Source organism: Alphaproteobacteria bacterium HT1-32, assembly GCA_009649675.1.
In the GTDB taxonomy this organism is placed as follows: domain Bacteria; phylum Pseudomonadota; class Alphaproteobacteria; order Rhodospirillales; family HT1-32; genus HT1-32.
Genome location: WJPL01000003.1, coordinates 524,565 through 540,636 on the forward strand (window position 1 = coordinate 524,565; position 16,072 = coordinate 540,636).

A 16,072-nucleotide genomic window follows, 5' to 3' on the forward strand; every position below is an offset into this window, starting at 1 on the left:
ACTACTGACGCGCCAGCTTCATGATACTGTCGATCGACTGCTGCAGGTCGACGGTCATCCCCGTCCAGATGAAATGCTGCAACACCAGCAGAGCCAGAAAAATCCCCCCTGCCAGCAGCCACCATTTCATGGCGGACGGAAGCAGACGATTCCTGCCCTGATCGAGCGTGTGCGCATAGGTCAGCGGGAACAGGCGGCGAGCGGAACGATACAGATCAGGCTCGCGACGGGCGACAAAGGTAAACAGTTTCCGCTTGTAGCGATCAATCGCGCCATCATCATCCTGTCCGCGATACTTGCCCCGAAAGCCAAGTGCCAGCGCCAGAAGATACAATACACCAACTTCGGAATGTGCCGGATCACGGGAATCCAGCAGACGTTCCAGCTTGTCAAAAAACACCTGACCAGCAGCATGTGTGCCAAACAGACGGGTTTCCACCAGATTGGACTGCCAGCTTTCCCGCCCGTCCCAGTCCATCGTCAGGAACACCTCATCAGCCAGTGCCGCCATGACAAACTGCGCTTCACGATAAAAGCCGGAACCGTAGTCTCCGCCCGTACGTTCCGCCTCGGCCAGTTGCTTCTCGATCACGGCAGAAATCCGGGCAGCGACGGCATTCGACGAGCGCGCATCGCCTTCCCCCTCCGGCATATCGCCGTCAGGTGCAAAAACCCAGGCACCGGAATGAATCATCGTCTTCAGGCGCATGACTTCTGCATAAAAGTCATGGAAATGGCTCAGGACAAATGATGACCGGTAGTCACCGCTGGCGATAAGGGCAGACATCCGTCAACCAGCTCCCCGGTTTGCGACATAAAGGACAATCTGTGACGGACGCCGCACACCGACCCGGTCTGACGTATTGGTAATCAGCAGCTTCTCACCCGGCCGGATGAACTGATGCGTCGGCTTGATCTCGAACAGAACCACCCCCCGGCTGGGCGACAATGACATTTCGTCTGCCGTATCGATCACCCGCCGGTCGGCACCGAGAATTCGTCGTTCACGCAGCGACCGCATGACATCGGCCGAACCAATCAGGGCTTCGTTCAGCCAGCTGATCATGTCGCCTTCCGTCGCGCCGATCTGGCCACGTGCACCGATCACCAGCCGGTCGCCGATCCAGTCCGGCTGCAGTTCCAGCGAGAACTCGTTCTCTTCCAGATCAAACGGCAATGTCCGGAAGCTTTCATGCACGGTATCGATCATACGGAAAACGTAGCTCGACAACTCACCGAAACTGTAACGCAGATCGTTGTGATTATAGGTCGGAAAGACCGGCGGCACGCCACCGACGCCCAGCGTCGAGACACTGCCCGCTACCCCGCTCAGGGCAAGGAACAAGGGATAGGGATGCGCCACCCCGGTATTCAGCACCGCCTCGAACATTGGCAACTGCGCACATAAAGACCGGATCAGCATATCCGTTTCAAGCAGCATCGGACGGTCAGCTTCTGAGCCCGGCGCCCGCGCCCGTTCGCTCAGGAACGAGGCTTTCTCGCGCAGCTTTGCCGCGACTTGCGAACACAACTCACCCAGCGGCGTCTGGGTCGGCACATGCAGCAAAGGCGGAATGAAATCGGTCAGGCTGTAAGCGTCGTTGCGGATAACAATCTGTGCCAGCGGAAAGCCGACATATTTCTGTGGCGGCTTGTCGACCACCAGCAGGCTGAGCCGGGGCCGCAGGCGCGGAATGCGCAGATCCCCCTCACCTGTATTCTCATCAACAACTGACGGGCCTTCCGCAGATTCATAACGCGGCAGGCTGCCGGCGACAGACGCTCCACCCGGCTGTTCTGCCGGGACCACCAGATACAGCAGGATCGGTTTGTCGCGAAGCCCCTCTTCAAAGGGGGTCAGGTCAACTTCCAGATCACCATCAAGCTGCGCATCATGAGAGACCACCAGCCCGTCAGGCATCACGGCTTCAAGATCCGTAACCCGGAACACACCGGACACCAGCAAGGCCGGGTCAATCCGCACACGGCGCAGCCCCCAGTGATACTGCATCCCGGTGGTCAGGTGGTAATGTAGCAGCGATTCCTGACGCAGGAAGGATTGCTGGAAATGCTGAGGTGCCAGCAGCATACCCTCGTGCCATTGTATCGCCTGCGGCAAATCCCGCGCATTTCGCATGTTGGTTGACCCGTTAACGCCGTTTCACTTGACTAGTCTCAATGGTTAACAGACATGATTAAGACCAGACTTGCCGGAATCTTGCCAATTTCCATCAATGCTTATTTATAACCGGCTGGAATCCCTTGCAATAAAAAGCACTTCCTTTGCGCATTAACCATTTTTGGTTCCACAACAGGTGGTATGCGGCATGTTTCAGATGGGAATATTTGGTTAACAAACAGGTGCTTCCGGATCACCCGCCCGAGATCGCGTTAATAACGGCGCAAGAGTTGGAAGTATTCCCACCGCAGCTTTTCACGGCCTGTACGAGCAATTTCTCGGTGCGTTTCAGATGATCGATACGCCTGCGTACCCCATCCAGAATTTCGCTGGCGACGGATCTTGAAGCCAGACAGTCGATCTGGTTTTGGTCCAGCATCAACAACATTCCCGCCAGGTCCTTCAGGGAGAATCCCAGTTCACGGCCTTTCTTCAGAAATTCCAGCCTGCGGATATCTTCAGAGACATACAGGCGATGCCCTCCCGAAGATCTCCCCGGCTCCGGTATCGCCCCCATTCGTTCGTAATATCGGATGGTAACAACCTTTATTCCGGTTTCTCGCGAGAGTTCGCCGATTGTCAGATACACAGCTTTCACCTCTCCTGAATAAGGCCTTGAACCTATAGGCACTATAGATGTCAGGATGTTCCGTCCTCAATGGAAGGAAACATTTTGTGATGTCTGACCGGAAACTTCTCATCACCGGGCTGGTGGGCTCAATAGCAACGGCACTTTGTTGTTTCACGCCGTTACTGATCATCCTGGCAGGCTTTGCGGGAATCATGGTCCTGCCATTCTGGCTGGATTACCTGCTTCTTCCCGCGCTCCTGAGCTTTCTCATTCTTACAGGATTCACGATATGGCGCATGGCCTTCAAAAATCATCAGAGATAACCTGTCCCGAATGCAGCTATCGCCAGACAGAGATTATGCCGACGGATGCCTGTCAGTACTTTTATGACTGCAAAAATTGCGGAACAGTGCTGAAACCGCTCGCCGGCGACTGCTGCGTTTTTTGTTCCTATGGGACAGTTCCCTGCCCTCCGGTTCAGGCAGATCGCAACTGCTGCGGCTAACCTATGCCGGCGGCAGGAAAGGCTCGATCGCGAAGGTTTTATCCAGCAGATAAATGCGGATGCCGCGTGTCGCACCAACCGCAGCCCGATGGTCGCCAGGCGCGAAGTAATCAGCGAAAACGATCATGCCGATGGCCTGTACCACCGTATCGGGCAACAGCTGTGGCTGAACCACCTGACCGGGCACAACCTCCCAGCGCCAGACATCAAATCCGCGGGGATAATCAAGCCGGTACTGTTCCACCTTCGCGAACCAGTCGCGCGCCGGTAATTGCAGCAACTGGTCATATAATGTCGCATCGTAAACCAGAACCGCATCAACCGCGACCGGGCTGTCGTTATTAACTTTCGGACTGACCTGAATTTCGATGACCTGGGTTGCAACCGAGCCGAGGCGCGGATCCGTTTGCGGCGCAGAACCGCAGGATGAAAGAGCAAGCGCCATGGCCCCTGCGCTGAACATGCGCATCTTCATGCTGAAATCTGAAAGCGTCAGGGATGCCAAGGCTGCTGTTACCATTCCGGTTTGCTGACCGACAGAATAGACCGACGACCCGCAGATATGAAAGACTTGAGGTATTAAGGGCCGAAAATCACTGAGCTACAGGCGGACATCATCCTTGCCGGGCGTGACGACAATGGCCGCCGTTCCGGCAACTTTCTTGATCCGGTCGGCCTCAATCCGCGCCTTTTCACGTGTCTCGAAACTGCCGGAGCGAACATAATAGAGTGTGCGCCCCTGCGAATCCGTACCACGAACAACAAAGCCCTCGACACCCTGTTTGCCAAACCTGGCGACCAGACGATCTGCATTGGTCTTGCTGGAGAACGCCCCGACCTGAACACTGAACGATCCCGCAGCAACCGGTGCAGGAGCAGGTTTGGCAAGCGCTTTTGGCTTGGTCCCGCTCTGCCCTTCAAGATCACGCGCCAGTTGCTCCAGCGGCGGTGCTGGCGGCAGATCATCCGCTTTCGCCGGTGCATCCGCAGACGGGAGAGCCGGCGGTTTCGGAGGTGCCAGAGATGCGGATGGCGGCGGCGGTGCAATGACCTTCGGTGCAGGCGGTGCCGCAACCGGCGGCGGGGCCGTCACGGCTGCAGAAGGTGCCGGCGGTGCAGCAGGCGCTGCGGCTGCCGGGGCAGCAGATTCAGAAACTGCCGGTGCAGCCGGCGGTGGAGCAACAGCAGCTTTCGGTGTAACGGCAACTTTCGGTGCGGCAGGAGACGGGGCTGCTGCGGGCGGGGCAGCCTGCGCAACCACTGGCGGCGCCTTTTTCGGTGCCATAAGGGTTTCTGATTTGCCGGAAGAGCCAGCCATATCACCATCAGCGGCAGACCCGCTCTGCATCCTTGAAGCCCGGTCATCCACCGGATCCGGCGACACGATTGCGGCACCGGTGAACATACCGGCCAGGAAAATCAATAAACCTGCCAGCACAATGCCTGCGATCAGCATGAAGCGCATGTTACTGTCCTTGCCCGTTTCCGGCTTTTCTTCGCCTGTTCGCCACTTGAGCGGTTGCTCCTCAACGTCGCCCGGATAGGAAAGCGATTCATCCTGTGGTGCCGGTTCTCGCAAGAATTCCGGCGCCGGATCATAGCTCGGTTTCATCGGTGTGATCGACATCGCAGACCATCCCCTGGCATTGACGGGTCCAGAATGACCCGCCTGCACCAGACCACAGAACGCTTACCAGACCGTAAATTTCAGAAATTTTTCCCGCTCGTCCTTGCAGAAGCAGACCGCCGGACCGCCGGATGCCACATATCAATGACAACCCCCCTCCGGAACTGATATGATCCTGTTATTATTTGAGGGGACCCTTAATGCCGCCAGCCGCCCGCCTTGGCGATATGATCAAACAGGATGCGCCGCATTGTCATGCGCCAATTCATCCTGCTGCACCGGTTCCGACCCCGGCACCGCATCCCGGTTTGCCACTGGCCATCATCAAGGGGGCCGGTACTGTCATGATCGGTGGCCCGCCTGCGGCCCGGGTGATGGATCAGTCTGCTCCCTGCATGCTGCCCGGCTGTGTTCCCGGTGGTCCGGGCATGATCATGAAAGGCTCGGCGACGGTCATCATTGAAAGCATGCCCGCCGGCCGGCTGAATGACATGACCTCGCATCCCAGCTGTGTCGCACCGATCCCGGCTCCCGTTGGCAAGGTTATCGGACCGGGCTGTCCAACCGTCATGATCGGCGGCTGAACGGGCATGCGCCCCGAACTCTTCGATCAGTTCAGACCCGTCTGCCCCGGCAGCCTCATGCGGGATGGTATCGAGGCACCGCTATGGCTGGCCACCGACATCAGGACAAGCGATGGTCATCTCGATCAGGCAGTGCTGCATGGCGGTGATGGTGACACGGTTCAGGAGTATCCTGTTCTGAACGGCGCTCCCCTGCTGATCGGTGATATCCGCAGCTATCTGTCAGATCATCAGAGCCACCTTCTGCTGCGCGACGACCTGTCCCCAGATATCGAGAGTATCATCGGAGACGGCATCGGCAGCGGCAGTCTGTTCGACATGACACGCCAGCATCTCAGCACCTATGCCTGGGATCACTATGCCGGACTTGATCCGTCGGAAATTACCGAAAAACCGCGTCCCGGCGCTGCCTTGCGCTGTCTCGAAGCCGGACTGACCATGGTCGGCTCCCTGCCCTCCGGCCCGATACTGGATGTCGGCTGCTCGGTCGGCAGGACAACCTTCAGACTGGCAGAAAAGTACAAACGCCCTGCCCTTGGTGTCGATCTCAATTTTTCAATGATCCGTATGGCGCAATCGATCCTGCGCCGGAATGTCGTCGATTATCCCCGGCGTCGTCTTGGTCTGGTATATGACCGACGGCAGTTCGATGTTTCGCTGGGTGGCAGGGATTTTGCCGACTTCTGGGTAGCCGATGCAACTGCGCTTCCGTTTCGTACTGCAAGCTTTGCCCTGACAGTGGCGCTGAACTCCACCGACAGTGTCTCCAGCCCGGCGGACCTGATCGCGGGCCTGGCGCGGGTCACCAAGCCTGATGGCTGGCTGGTACTGGCGACACCCTATGACTGGTCATCCGCGGTAACGCGGACAGAAAGCTGGATTGGTGGCCATTCACAGCGCGCTGAGGACAAAGGTGCCGCAGAACCACGGCTGCGCGCATTGCTGCGGGAGGCAGGCTGGAACATTATCGAAGAAATCCCGCACCAGCCCTGGGCAACCCGCCTGCACGACCGCAGTTCAGTGGATTATTCCGTCCATCTGATCGTCGCCCGGCGTCAGGCCTGAACTTATCAGCAGATCCCGGACAATACGGCTGACGCCGATTCCCTGATGCAAAGATACGGGTTTGACGGTTGTCAGTCTTCGCCCAGCAGTTCGATGATCTGTCGCATCTGTTCGATATGTTCTTCCGACCAGGCACGCATGCGTTCAGCTTCTTCCGGTGACACGCCCATCTTCCCGGCCCATTCTTCGAGCAATTCGGCTTCAGCGGGATGGAATTGCTGATCCGCATAGGAGATCAGGAATAACAGCACCATCGTTGCATTCTTCGCACGCTTGGTATCGAAGACCGAGAAATCCACATCTGCGAAAAATGCCCCCTGTGGCGGCTCTTCATCGATATCCAGATGAGCGCGAATTTTCTGAACAAAGTCATCCTCATCATCCGGCACCCGCCAGTCAGCCAGAACCAGCTTCGCCGCGAGATGACTAAATGCATGCTTTTGCTTTTCGTTCAGTACATCCAGAATTATCTGTCTTGGCCGGTCAGCCATGCCCATCCTCCCCTGATACTTTCCGTGCGATCCAGCCTCTCTTCTCGCCTTCTTCCCCAAGACGACGACCTTTCATATCATATTGTTCGGTCTCGCCAACCGGCTGACCCTTTGCCCAGTGGCTGCGTTCCTGAATCCGGCCGTTCTTATGGTGGACAATGCGCACCCCGTTCAACAGCCCGGCATGATAAAACGCCTCAACCCGAACACTGCCATCCTCCCAGTATTCATGGTCCTCGCCTTCCTGCAGATCATCAGCATAGCGGCTTTTGCGGATCAGTCGGCCATGATCATCAAAATACCGGGTCTCACCATTCAGCATGTCGGCGGCATAAGTCATCTCCGCGCTGGGGCGACCGTTATCATGATAGACGGTCATGATACCCTCCTTACGGCCACCACGATAACGGATGACCGACTGCTCGCGGCCTGCAGCATATAGCGTCATCACACCATCAATAACGCCGTTCCGATAATCAATTCTCTGAACAAGGCGCCCTTGCGGGTCATAATTCAGCATCTCGCCGGACAGCAGGCCATCACGGTAGTTTGCCCGCTGCACCACCCGTCCACCCGGACCATAGGCAATCAGTTCGCCATGCAGAACCCCGCCCCGGAAATGCATTCTTCCCGTCGGGTTCCCAGCCTCATCAAAAGAATCATACTGTCCGTCAGGCTTGCCGTTTACCGTGCGGTAACGGGTACTTGGCGCACCGGTATCGTGGAATTCCTCGATATCCTCGACCACAGGTGCAGCCGGTTCCGAAGCAGCTTCTTCAGCCGGATCAATAAGGGTTTCATCGCCCATCATCAGTTGATCTTCACCATGCCGCCCTTGACCGTCAGCATGCCGCCACCGTCAACCGTGCCCGTTGCACTGGCTTTCACATTCAGCATGGCACCCGCCTTCACCTCGACATTCGCACCGGCCTTGCCCGTCCAGTTGGCACCAGCCTGACTGGTCAGATTAGTACCGGCCTTGTCCGTCAGTTCTGTCCCCGCCTTGTTGGTCATTGCCGTACCTGCTTCAGAGGTCATGTCTTTTCCGGCCTTGATCTTGATCGATCCACCCGCCTCGATGGTCAGGTTTCCGTCAATTTTCAGGGTATAATTGCCTTTCACCTGATGGGTGAAATTGGCGTCATTGGTATGCTTTTCGTCCTTCTTGACGGATAAGGTCCGTGTACCCGCAGCAACCTTGTGGGTTTCATTTCCCTTGGTGACTTCAATGGTCCGGTTACCGGCAGAAATTTTCTTGGTGTAATCACCTTTGGTCACCGTGTGTTTTTCGTCGCCTTCCTTGACTTCTATCGTCCGGTCATTGGTAATTTCTGTCTTCTCGTCATGCAGCACCTCCATGAACCGGTCATTCTCGATGGTCAGGTTATGGTCTTTCTGGGCATGGAAATAGACTTCTTCAGAGTCCTTCTTGTCCTCGAACCGGATCTGGTTGAAGCCACCCCCGCCCTTGGTTGAGTTCGACTTGATGGTGCTTTTCGTCATTTCGCCCGGCAGGCCCAGCGGCAGGGTATTTTCACCATTATAGACGGCACCTGTGACCAGCGGCCGGTCCGGATCTCCGTTCAGGAAACTCACCACGACCTCCATGCCGATCCGGGGCAACCACCAGCCACCCCAGCTTTTCCCGGCCCAGCTCTGCGCCACCCGGATCCAGCAGGAGGTATTCTCATCCTTCTTGCCATCCCGGTCCCAGTGAAACTGGACTTTGATGCGCCCGAACTTGTCGGTGTAAATTTCTTCCCCGCTGGCACCGGTAACCACCGCCGTCTGCGTACCATGAATCCGGGGCTTCCCTGTCCGTCGCAGCGGGCGGTAGGGAGTTGTCGACGGAATAGCCTTGAAGCTGTTGCCGTAATGATCGTCCCTGGCGTGATGGGCGACTGATGTCAGCATGAATTTCTTGTTGTCGACATCCTTTCGGGAATGCCCCGTCACGGTAAAGACATGTCCGGATGTCAGGCAGGGTGCTGTTGTTTCACCGCTCAGAATAACCGCCGGGAATTCCAGTTCTTCCAGCCGAAGGGTCGCCAGCTTCTCGCCAGTCGCCTTCGCATCATAACGGCCGGGATATTCGTAATATTCCTGCTTCCAGTCGCCCTCTGCCTTGACCAGCAGGTCAGTGCTGGGAGTTTCATAATTGTAATCCCGCAGCGCCACCTTTCCCGTTGTCACGGACTGACGGAGTGCACAGCTCAGAATAGCATCGGACTGATAGCTATCGACCCGGTCGGTCGGCGCCATCGTCAGGGTACTGACATAGGGACAATCGGGATGCGCATCGGCGTCATCGGCCAGCACGAGCTTGTGAACACCGTCGGTATGTTCGAAGAAGTAGAAGATGCCGTCTTCTTCCATCAGGCGGCAGACAAACTCGAACGGGCTTTCCTGATACTGAACGCAATAATTCCGCGGTGAATAGGTCTTTGTCGTGGAATCCGAATAATCCGTGAAACCCGCATCATCAAAGATCGCCTTGATGATCTCGACCGTACTTTTCTCCTGAAAAATACGGCAGTCCCGACCCAGCGTCAGCAGCCAGAACCAGGGCCGCATCTCGACCGCATAATAGCTGACATCAGGGTCAACGCCGGTATGGGTGAAGCTGGAGACGATACCGTCAATGAACCGCTTCGTGCCATCCGGATAGACCATTGTGATGGTCGCATGTTCGCCGACGATCTTTTCAAACGACAGATCATCATCAACCGAAACACATTCCAGATGAAACTCGAACAGGCTGGATATCCGTTCCTCACCGTGGAACTGCCGCAGGATCAGCTTGTCTTTCCCCAGCGGAGAATTGACCGAGAGATAGACATTGTCCTGTGTCAGGCTGTCAGCCATTGCACCGGGTACCTTCGTTATCGGTTATCGTCATGCCGTGGACTCATCAGAGAAACGATAGGCGAAACCGCCGTCTGAATCGAGGGTGACCTCGACCCGGCGGAAACTCTCCCGGTTTGCCATCCGGCGAAGAACCTCACCCGACAGGTCCGGCAACAGGCCGTTCGTCAGCAGACGGTCAATCTCGCGGGCACCCGCATCCGGTGCCGCACAAAGATCAGCGATATGGTCGATCAGGGAAGGATCGACAATCAGGTCTGCCCGGCGACGTTCCGAGAAACGGGTGACAATCTGCCCCAGTTTAAGTTCCACAATCTCCCGCAACCGGTCGCGGCCAAGCGGCAGATAAGGCGCTATCGTCATCCGCCCCAGCAAAGCTGGCTTGAAATGTCGCACCAGCTCCGGTCTGATTTCCTGCATCAGTGCATCCGTATCCGGGCTTCCGCCGTCGGCACAGGCCGCCATGATGGCATCTGTCGCCAGATTCGACGTCAGCAGAAACAGGGCGTTTGAAAAACTGATTTCCAGCCCCTCCCCGTCTTCCATGAAACCACGGTCAAAGACCTGATAGAAACTCTCCATCACATCGGGATGCGCTTTCTCGACCTCATCCAGCAGCACCACGCAGTAGGGGTTGCGCCGGACGGCTTCGGTCAGCACACCACCCTTGCCGTAACCGACATAGCCGGGCGGTGATCCCTTCAGCTTCGCCACACTGTGCGATTCCTGATATTCGCTGAGGTTGACTGTAACCAGTTGCCGCTCACCGCCATAGAGCAGGTCAGCAATCGCCAGTGCGGTTTCCGTCTTGCCGACGCCGCTTGGTCCGACCAGCAGGAACACTCCTACCGGACGCCCCGGATCTCCAAGATCCGCACGATAGGTTGCCACCCTCCGCGCGATGGCACGCAGGCCATCCGGCTGACCGACGACCCGCTCCCCCAGGCGGCGTTCCAGTTCCAGGACCGCATCTATTTCATCGGTCAGCATCCGCCCGACCGGCACCCCGGTCCAGCCGGCGACCACATTTGCCACGGAACGAGCATCAACAGACATCGGCACCAGCGGCATGTCCCCCTGCAGTTCGTGCAGTTCACGCAGCCGTTCCTGTGACGGATCACCCTCTTCCGCTTCAATCACCCTGACGAGTTCAGCTTCCTGCTGCCAGCGGGCTTCAAGCGCCTGTTTTGTGGACTGGGCCTGGGTCAGCGATTTCTGATAGTCAGCCAGTCTGTGTGCCGCATCTTCCACCCCGCGGTCTGCGGACCTTGTGGCAACCGCGATCTCCGTTTCCAGCCGCTGAATTTCACGGCGGGCATCTTCCAGTTCCGGCGGTTCACCTGCACGGGCCAGCGCCACCCGCGCTGCTGCGGTATCCAGTACACCGATGCATTTATCCGGCAACTGACGCCCGGTGATATAGCGATGTGACAGGCGTACAGCTTCACGTACAGCCTCATCCTCGATATCCACGCCATGATGCTCGGACAGTTTCTCAGCCACGCCGCGCATCATCGCAATCGCCGTTTCCACGTCAGGTTCATCGACACGCACGACCTGAAAACGCCGGGCCAGTGCCGGGTCTTTTTCAACATACTGTTTGTATTCAGCCCATGTCGTCGCCGCGATGGTCCGTAACTCGCCACGTGCCAGCGCCGGTTTCAGCAGGTTCGCCGCATCCTGCGATCCGGCGGCACCGCCCGCACCGATCAGCATATGTGCCTCGTCGATGAACAGAATGACCGGCTCAACCGAGGCTTTTGTCTCTTCGATCAGCTTGCTCAGCCGTTCTTCAAACTCGCCCCGTACACCAGCGCCCGCCTGCAGCAAGCCGATATCGAGACTGCGCACAGCCACATCACGCAGCGAGGGTGGGACATCCCCCTCTGCCACCCGCAGCGCAAATCCCTCGACCACGGCGGTTTTGCCGACACCTGCCTCGCCTGTCAGAATGGGATTGTTCTGCCGGCGGCGGCACAACACATCGATAACCTGCCGGATTTCATTATCCCGCCCGACAATCGGATCAATTCGCCCGGCCCGTGCTTCTGCCGTCAGGTCGATGGCATATTCATCAAGGGTGGGGGTTTTCGATTTCGCCCTTGCCCGGTCCAGCGGCGTATCGGTTTTCTTTTTCTTCGCCGACGCAGCCTTCTGAAGGCCGGCCGCTTCACGCTTGGCCTCATCATATTCCACCGCCTCGTCCTGCTCGATGGAATGACGCAGGATTTCCGGCAGGGCATCTCTCAGCCGGTCGGGTGACAAAGTTGCGAGGGTCGGGCTGTTTTCCATCACCAGTGCGCGCAGACTGTCATCCTCGAACAGCGCCAGCAGTAATGCCGCAGACCGTATCTTGCCGCCATTGAGCCGCAGGCTGGAGACATTCCACGCCTCTGACAGCAGGGTCGGAACATGGCGTGACAATGCCGGTGTCCGTGCCGCGCCCCGTTCAAACCCGTCCAGCGTAGCCCGCAACTCAGTCAGCACATCTTCAGGACGCAGCCGGAAATGCAGCAACACACGTTTCAGGTCAGAGTCATCGGCTTCAATCAGGCGGGTAAAGAAATGCTCGATCTCGACATGATAATTGGTTTCGGCGACACAGAGTTCCGCCGCACCTTCCAGCGCTTCACGGCAGACCCCGTTCAGTTTTCCGACCAGTAGTTTGATGTCGTGCGCCATAGCCCCGCCGCATGTGAATCCGTAATACCCAGGATGGTGGCGGCGTCACGCCGGACAGTCCAGAGGAAAGGCCAGAGGAAGGACGTGATGCCGACTGCTTCGGGTCGTCAGTTGAATCGTGGCCTGACAGAGACCTGTGCGTCATCACCTTCCGCACCCTCGGTCTTCAGCCAGGATGTCCAGCCGAGGCGGGTGTTGGCCCCCAGACGGATCTGATCCACCTGACCGGCAGCAACTCGATAGCGAATATCAAAATCGGTACTGTCACCAAGATAAAACCGGGCCAGAGCACAAAGGCTGGCATAACCGGAACCGGATGGCAGCAAATCCGCCTGCGTCGCAGAATTGACCGGCCCGATCTCAATTTCGATGCGGGAGGTATTATCCCAGACCTTTTCACCCAGTGTGGCGGTCTGGCCCAGTACATTGTTCATCCCGCCCCGTCCCAGCACTGTCTTCTGGTCATCATCCAGGCGGTGCCACTGACCGGCAAACTGACGAACCTGCACCGGGATCCTGAAATGCCCGCTCAGGAAAAGTTCCAGCCCGACGGCAGAACGCGGACGCTGATTCAGCAGTCCTGCAAAGCGGATCAGCGCACGGTCATCAACCGGTGCTGTCCGTGACAGCCAGGGGTTAAGCAGTTTGCGCAGCCCCTCGGTCTGTTCTTCGGAGCGGTTTGCACTGCCCGCAACCGGGTTCAGATCAGCCGCTGTCGATACACCGAGACGGTTAAGCGTTCCCTTGGTGCCGAGCCCCAGAAAAGACAGGAAGTACCGGGTAAAATGGGTTTCTCCGGGATGGCTCTGATCCAGTGCAACCCGGTGTTTCTTGCGGATGCGGTAGAAGACCGAAATCAGCCGGTGATGGAAGATATCGATGAAATCCCGCATCGCATAATCACGACGCTTCGTCCGGTCCAGCAGGGTCTGAACATAAGGCTGCGGCAGCGGCCCGTTGAAGCCCCCCACCGGCAGGAAGTTGGTGTCGAGTTCGTGACGCTCGTCATCACCCTTCGGCGGGATGACCTTGTTGATATCGGAGGCCGGGAAATCCATCCGGACACGTGATCTGAATTTGATCCGCTCGCGCCCCGGAACCGATTGTTCACCGACAGAAGGCTCACCCTTCAGATTGCGCTCAAGCAGCCGCACCGCCTGAAAGAACTCGAAGCGGTGTCCCTCGCGGAGCAGACTCTCCGCTACAGAAGGCTCTCGGTTCCGGCGACGGGTTGCCATTTTTTCCAGATTCCATCTCTGTCGCGACTGGTAATCGCGAGCTCGGTAAAGGAGTTGCAGGAGGCATACATGCCAAAGAAACGGTTCAGTACACTGGCCAGCAGAAAGGCACTGGAGCCGACGAAGTTGCTTTCATCAAACAACAGTTCAATGGCGGTGCCGCGGGCAAACCCCCGCCAGGCGTCTTCCCCGGTCCGGCGCACCACCTTCCGGCAGGTCATTTCCCGGATGCCGTTGATCTGCTGATGAACTGCCGATGTTTCATTAAAGCTGTAGAGCTTGAGAATTTCCCGTAAAGCAGCCAGCGCCTTCGGCCCGCCTTCCGACAGGGACAGATAGTTCAGCGACAGATGCGAAATCAGCCGCCAGTAGGTATCGCCCCCCATCGGAGGGTAACGTGGTGGCGTTGGCGCATGCAGGCATTTGATATATTTGACGGGCACCGTCTCTTCGATATGCAGTTCGGCACCCGGCGGTACCTGTTCGGCCAGCAGCCGGTTGGTGCAAAGCGTATGCGCAAAGACCGTCTGACTGGGCGGCTCTGACGGGTCCATATCCAGATCCACGAAGGAGACATGCATTTCCGTGCCCCGGATATCTTCCCGGCTGGAATAGCGTCGCCGAGCGAACCAGAAGGACTCCTGTCCGGCACCTTCCATATGGTGATCATAGGCAAAATACGGTGCCACGATCTCCAGTTCCGTACTCGCGTCAGACGATGCGGAAACCCGTTCGATAGAATGGATTTCAGTGGTGTCTTCGCGGCGCAGGTCAGGCGACAGACGGTATTCGGTGCGGCGATGGTCGAGGCGGATCGGCTCTGATGTCTTGCGGAATAGATTGATCACCGGCGCACAGCCAAGCTGGAATGTATCTTCCGCCAGCGACAGGCGACGCGGCTTCGGCTGGTCCAGCAAAAACAGAATATCGAAATGCTTCGAAACCTTTGACGTATCCAGACCATCCACATCAAAGAAGTGGAACTTCTCGGGATAACTGAAATATTCCATCAGCAGGCGATAGCCTGGATGCCCCTGATCCGGATAGGGCATAACCGCCTCATCCTGCTCCAGACCAACCGGACGAACGGCAGTGTCCGGCAGGTAACGCGGGCGCTTCTCGTCATCCACCAGAATGGCGACCCGCCTCAGATGGGCGAACAGCAGCTCATAAATGTCGCTGGTCGTGGTTGGAACACCATTCAGATAGAACCGCAGGGACGTCATTTCGAGATCACTCAGCGGATCACCCAGTGTCTCCACCCGCAACCGCAGCACCGTCGCTATATCCGGTGCATCATCGAGAAAATCATACTTGTCCGTCGGCTCAAAAACGGCCTGCGAAATCTTCACCGGCCAGAGTGTCACCGGATAGCAGGTGCGGAAACGGCAGACGATCCCCTGCCCCGTCTCGGCAAACAACTGAGTCTCACGGGCGATCGGGTGGCCGGAGGTTATCTTGGCCTGATCCGGGTCGACTTCAAACTTCGCCACGGTCATCGCCGGGATCGGCGTGGTGAACTGCGGGAAAAGCACCCCCAGCAGAGCCGTGGTGATCTCCGGGAAATCATTCTCCACATTCTGCTGCAGCCGTGCCGTCAAAAAGGCAAAGCTTTCCAGCAGGCGTTCGACATGCGGGTCAGGGCTTTCATCACCACTGAGCTGAAGACGGTTGGCAACTTTCGGGTAGCGCTGTGCAAAAGCCGCTCCGGAATGCCGGAGGTAGCTCAGCTCGCGCTGATAATGGTCGAGCATTTCCGCGTTGAAGTCAGCCATCAGTCTGTCCCGCAGCTCCCTGCTCAATCACCACCGGAAAGGATAATGGTGCCATCACATCACCAATCCGGACATTGCCATCCACCCGCATCACCAGCTTCTGCCTGTTGTCAGAGAGTTCCTCGACCGTGATCCGCACATCATGCAGCCGAGGTTCAAAGGTTTGCAGAATATCCCGGTAGACCCGCGCCATGCGCCGGCGGTCTTCCAGATATTGCGGGGAGAAATCAACGAGGTCGGGGACACCATATTCCAGCGCCGTCAGTTCACCCCGGCGCTCCAGCTCCTCAATCGACAGGGGATTGCGGGTGTTAAACAGCGCGTCGGTTTCTGCAACAACCGACGCCCGGACCTCTTCAACCGAGAGCGTACGATAGGGATTGATCTCGCGGGTGACCTCGCGATCCTCGTCGGTAAGCCTGTCGAAAAGCGGCAATGCGCCGCCATGGGAAACCCTTGGTCGACGCATTGCCAAATACCTCCGTGATCA

The 16,072-nt window shown here is 57.5% G+C and carries 15 protein-coding genes; 3 read left to right on the forward strand and 12 right to left on the reverse strand.

What is annotated here, in order from left to right; translation table 11 throughout:
• Nucleotide 1: 1 nt before the first annotated feature.
• The 3 genes from GH722_17870 to GH722_17880 form a co-directional block, all read right to left on the reverse strand.
• The gene (locus GH722_17870) at nucleotides 2–787 is read right to left on the reverse strand and encodes a DotU family type IV/VI secretion system protein (GenBank protein MRG73635.1); all 786 of its coding nucleotides are present in this window, start codon (nucleotides 785–787) and stop codon (nucleotides 2–4) included.
• Nucleotides 788–790: 3 nt separating this feature from the next.
• Entirely contained in the window at nucleotides 791–2,137 is a 1,347-nt protein-coding gene (gene tssK / locus GH722_17875) for a type VI secretion system baseplate subunit TssK (GenBank protein MRG73636.1), read from the reverse strand.
• A gap of 235 nt (nucleotides 2,138–2,372) precedes the next feature.
• Nucleotides 2,373–2,825, reverse strand: a complete 453-nt coding sequence (locus tag GH722_17880) for a MerR family transcriptional regulator (protein MRG73637.1) — start codon at nucleotides 2,823–2,825, stop codon at nucleotides 2,373–2,375.
• 32 nt (nucleotides 2,826–2,857) lie between these two features.
• Here GH722_17880 and merF point away from each other — a divergent pair, with 32 nt between their 5' ends.
• The gene (gene merF, locus GH722_17885) at nucleotides 2,858–3,073 is read left to right on the forward strand and encodes a mercury resistance system transport protein MerF (GenBank protein MRG73638.1); all 216 of its coding nucleotides are present in this window, start codon (nucleotides 2,858–2,860) and stop codon (nucleotides 3,071–3,073) included.
• A 183-nt stretch (nucleotides 3,074–3,256) separates the two neighbouring features.
• Here the strand turns inward: merF and GH722_17890 are convergent, their stop codons facing one another.
• Together GH722_17890 and GH722_17895 are read right to left on the reverse strand one after the other, a co-directional pair.
• Nucleotides 3,257–3,775, reverse strand: coding sequence for a hypothetical protein (locus tag GH722_17890; GenBank protein ID MRG73639.1), 519 nt, complete (start codon nucleotides 3,773–3,775; stop codon nucleotides 3,257–3,259).
• An 81-nt stretch (nucleotides 3,776–3,856) separates the two neighbouring features.
• Complete coding sequence (locus GH722_17895) at nucleotides 3,857–4,882, reverse strand: LPXTG cell wall anchor domain-containing protein (protein MRG73640.1); 1,026 nt, start codon at nucleotides 4,880–4,882, stop codon at nucleotides 3,857–3,859.
• 200 nt (nucleotides 4,883–5,082) lie between these two features.
• On the opposite strand from GH722_17895, the gene GH722_17900 reads away from it, so the two are divergent.
• Nucleotides 5,083–5,466, forward strand: a complete 384-nt coding sequence (locus GH722_17900) for a hypothetical protein (GenBank protein ID MRG73641.1) — start codon at nucleotides 5,083–5,085, stop codon at nucleotides 5,464–5,466.
• 6 nt (nucleotides 5,467–5,472) lie between these two features.
• Nucleotides 5,473–6,531 (forward strand): methyltransferase domain-containing protein, encoded by a 1,059-nt coding sequence (locus GH722_17905; protein MRG73642.1) that lies wholly within the window; start codon nucleotides 5,473–5,475, stop codon nucleotides 6,529–6,531.
• Nucleotides 6,532–6,602: 71 nt separating this feature from the next.
• Here GH722_17905 and GH722_17910 read toward each other — a convergent pair whose 3' ends face one another.
• From GH722_17910 to tssE, 7 genes are all read right to left on the reverse strand, one after another.
• Nucleotides 6,603–7,028, reverse strand: a complete 426-nt coding sequence (locus tag GH722_17910; GenBank protein MRG73643.1) for a hypothetical protein — start codon at nucleotides 7,026–7,028, stop codon at nucleotides 6,603–6,605.
• A complete protein-coding gene (locus GH722_17915; GenBank protein MRG73644.1) occupies nucleotides 7,015–7,833 on the reverse strand; it encodes a hypothetical protein in 819 nt (272 codons plus the stop codon). Before GH722_17915 ends, GH722_17910 begins: the two co-directional genes overlap by 14 nt.
• Nucleotides 7,833–9,887, reverse strand: a complete 2,055-nt coding sequence (tssI, locus tag GH722_17920) for a type VI secretion system tip protein VgrG (protein MRG73645.1) — start codon at nucleotides 9,885–9,887, stop codon at nucleotides 7,833–7,835. Before tssI ends, GH722_17915 begins: the two co-directional genes overlap by 1 nt.
• 30 nt (nucleotides 9,888–9,917) lie before the next feature.
• The gene (gene tssH, locus GH722_17925) at nucleotides 9,918–12,569 is read right to left on the reverse strand and encodes a type VI secretion system ATPase TssH (protein MRG73646.1); all 2,652 of its coding nucleotides are present in this window, start codon (nucleotides 12,567–12,569) and stop codon (nucleotides 9,918–9,920) included.
• Nucleotides 12,570–12,676: 107 nt separating this feature from the next.
• Nucleotides 12,677–13,807: a type VI secretion system baseplate subunit TssG gene (gene tssG / locus GH722_17930; GenBank protein ID MRG73647.1), complete on the reverse strand. Its 1,131-nt coding sequence runs from the start codon at nucleotides 13,805–13,807 to the stop codon at nucleotides 12,677–12,679.
• Nucleotides 13,771–15,582, reverse strand: coding sequence for a type VI secretion system baseplate subunit TssF (gene tssF / locus GH722_17935; protein ID MRG73648.1), 1,812 nt, complete (start codon nucleotides 15,580–15,582; stop codon nucleotides 13,771–13,773). Before tssF ends, tssG begins: the two co-directional genes overlap by 37 nt.
• Entirely contained in the window at nucleotides 15,575–16,051 is a 477-nt protein-coding gene (gene tssE / locus GH722_17940) for a type VI secretion system baseplate subunit TssE (GenBank protein MRG73649.1), read from the reverse strand. Before tssE ends, tssF begins: the two co-directional genes overlap by 8 nt.
• Nucleotides 16,052–16,072 lie beyond the last annotated feature (21 nt).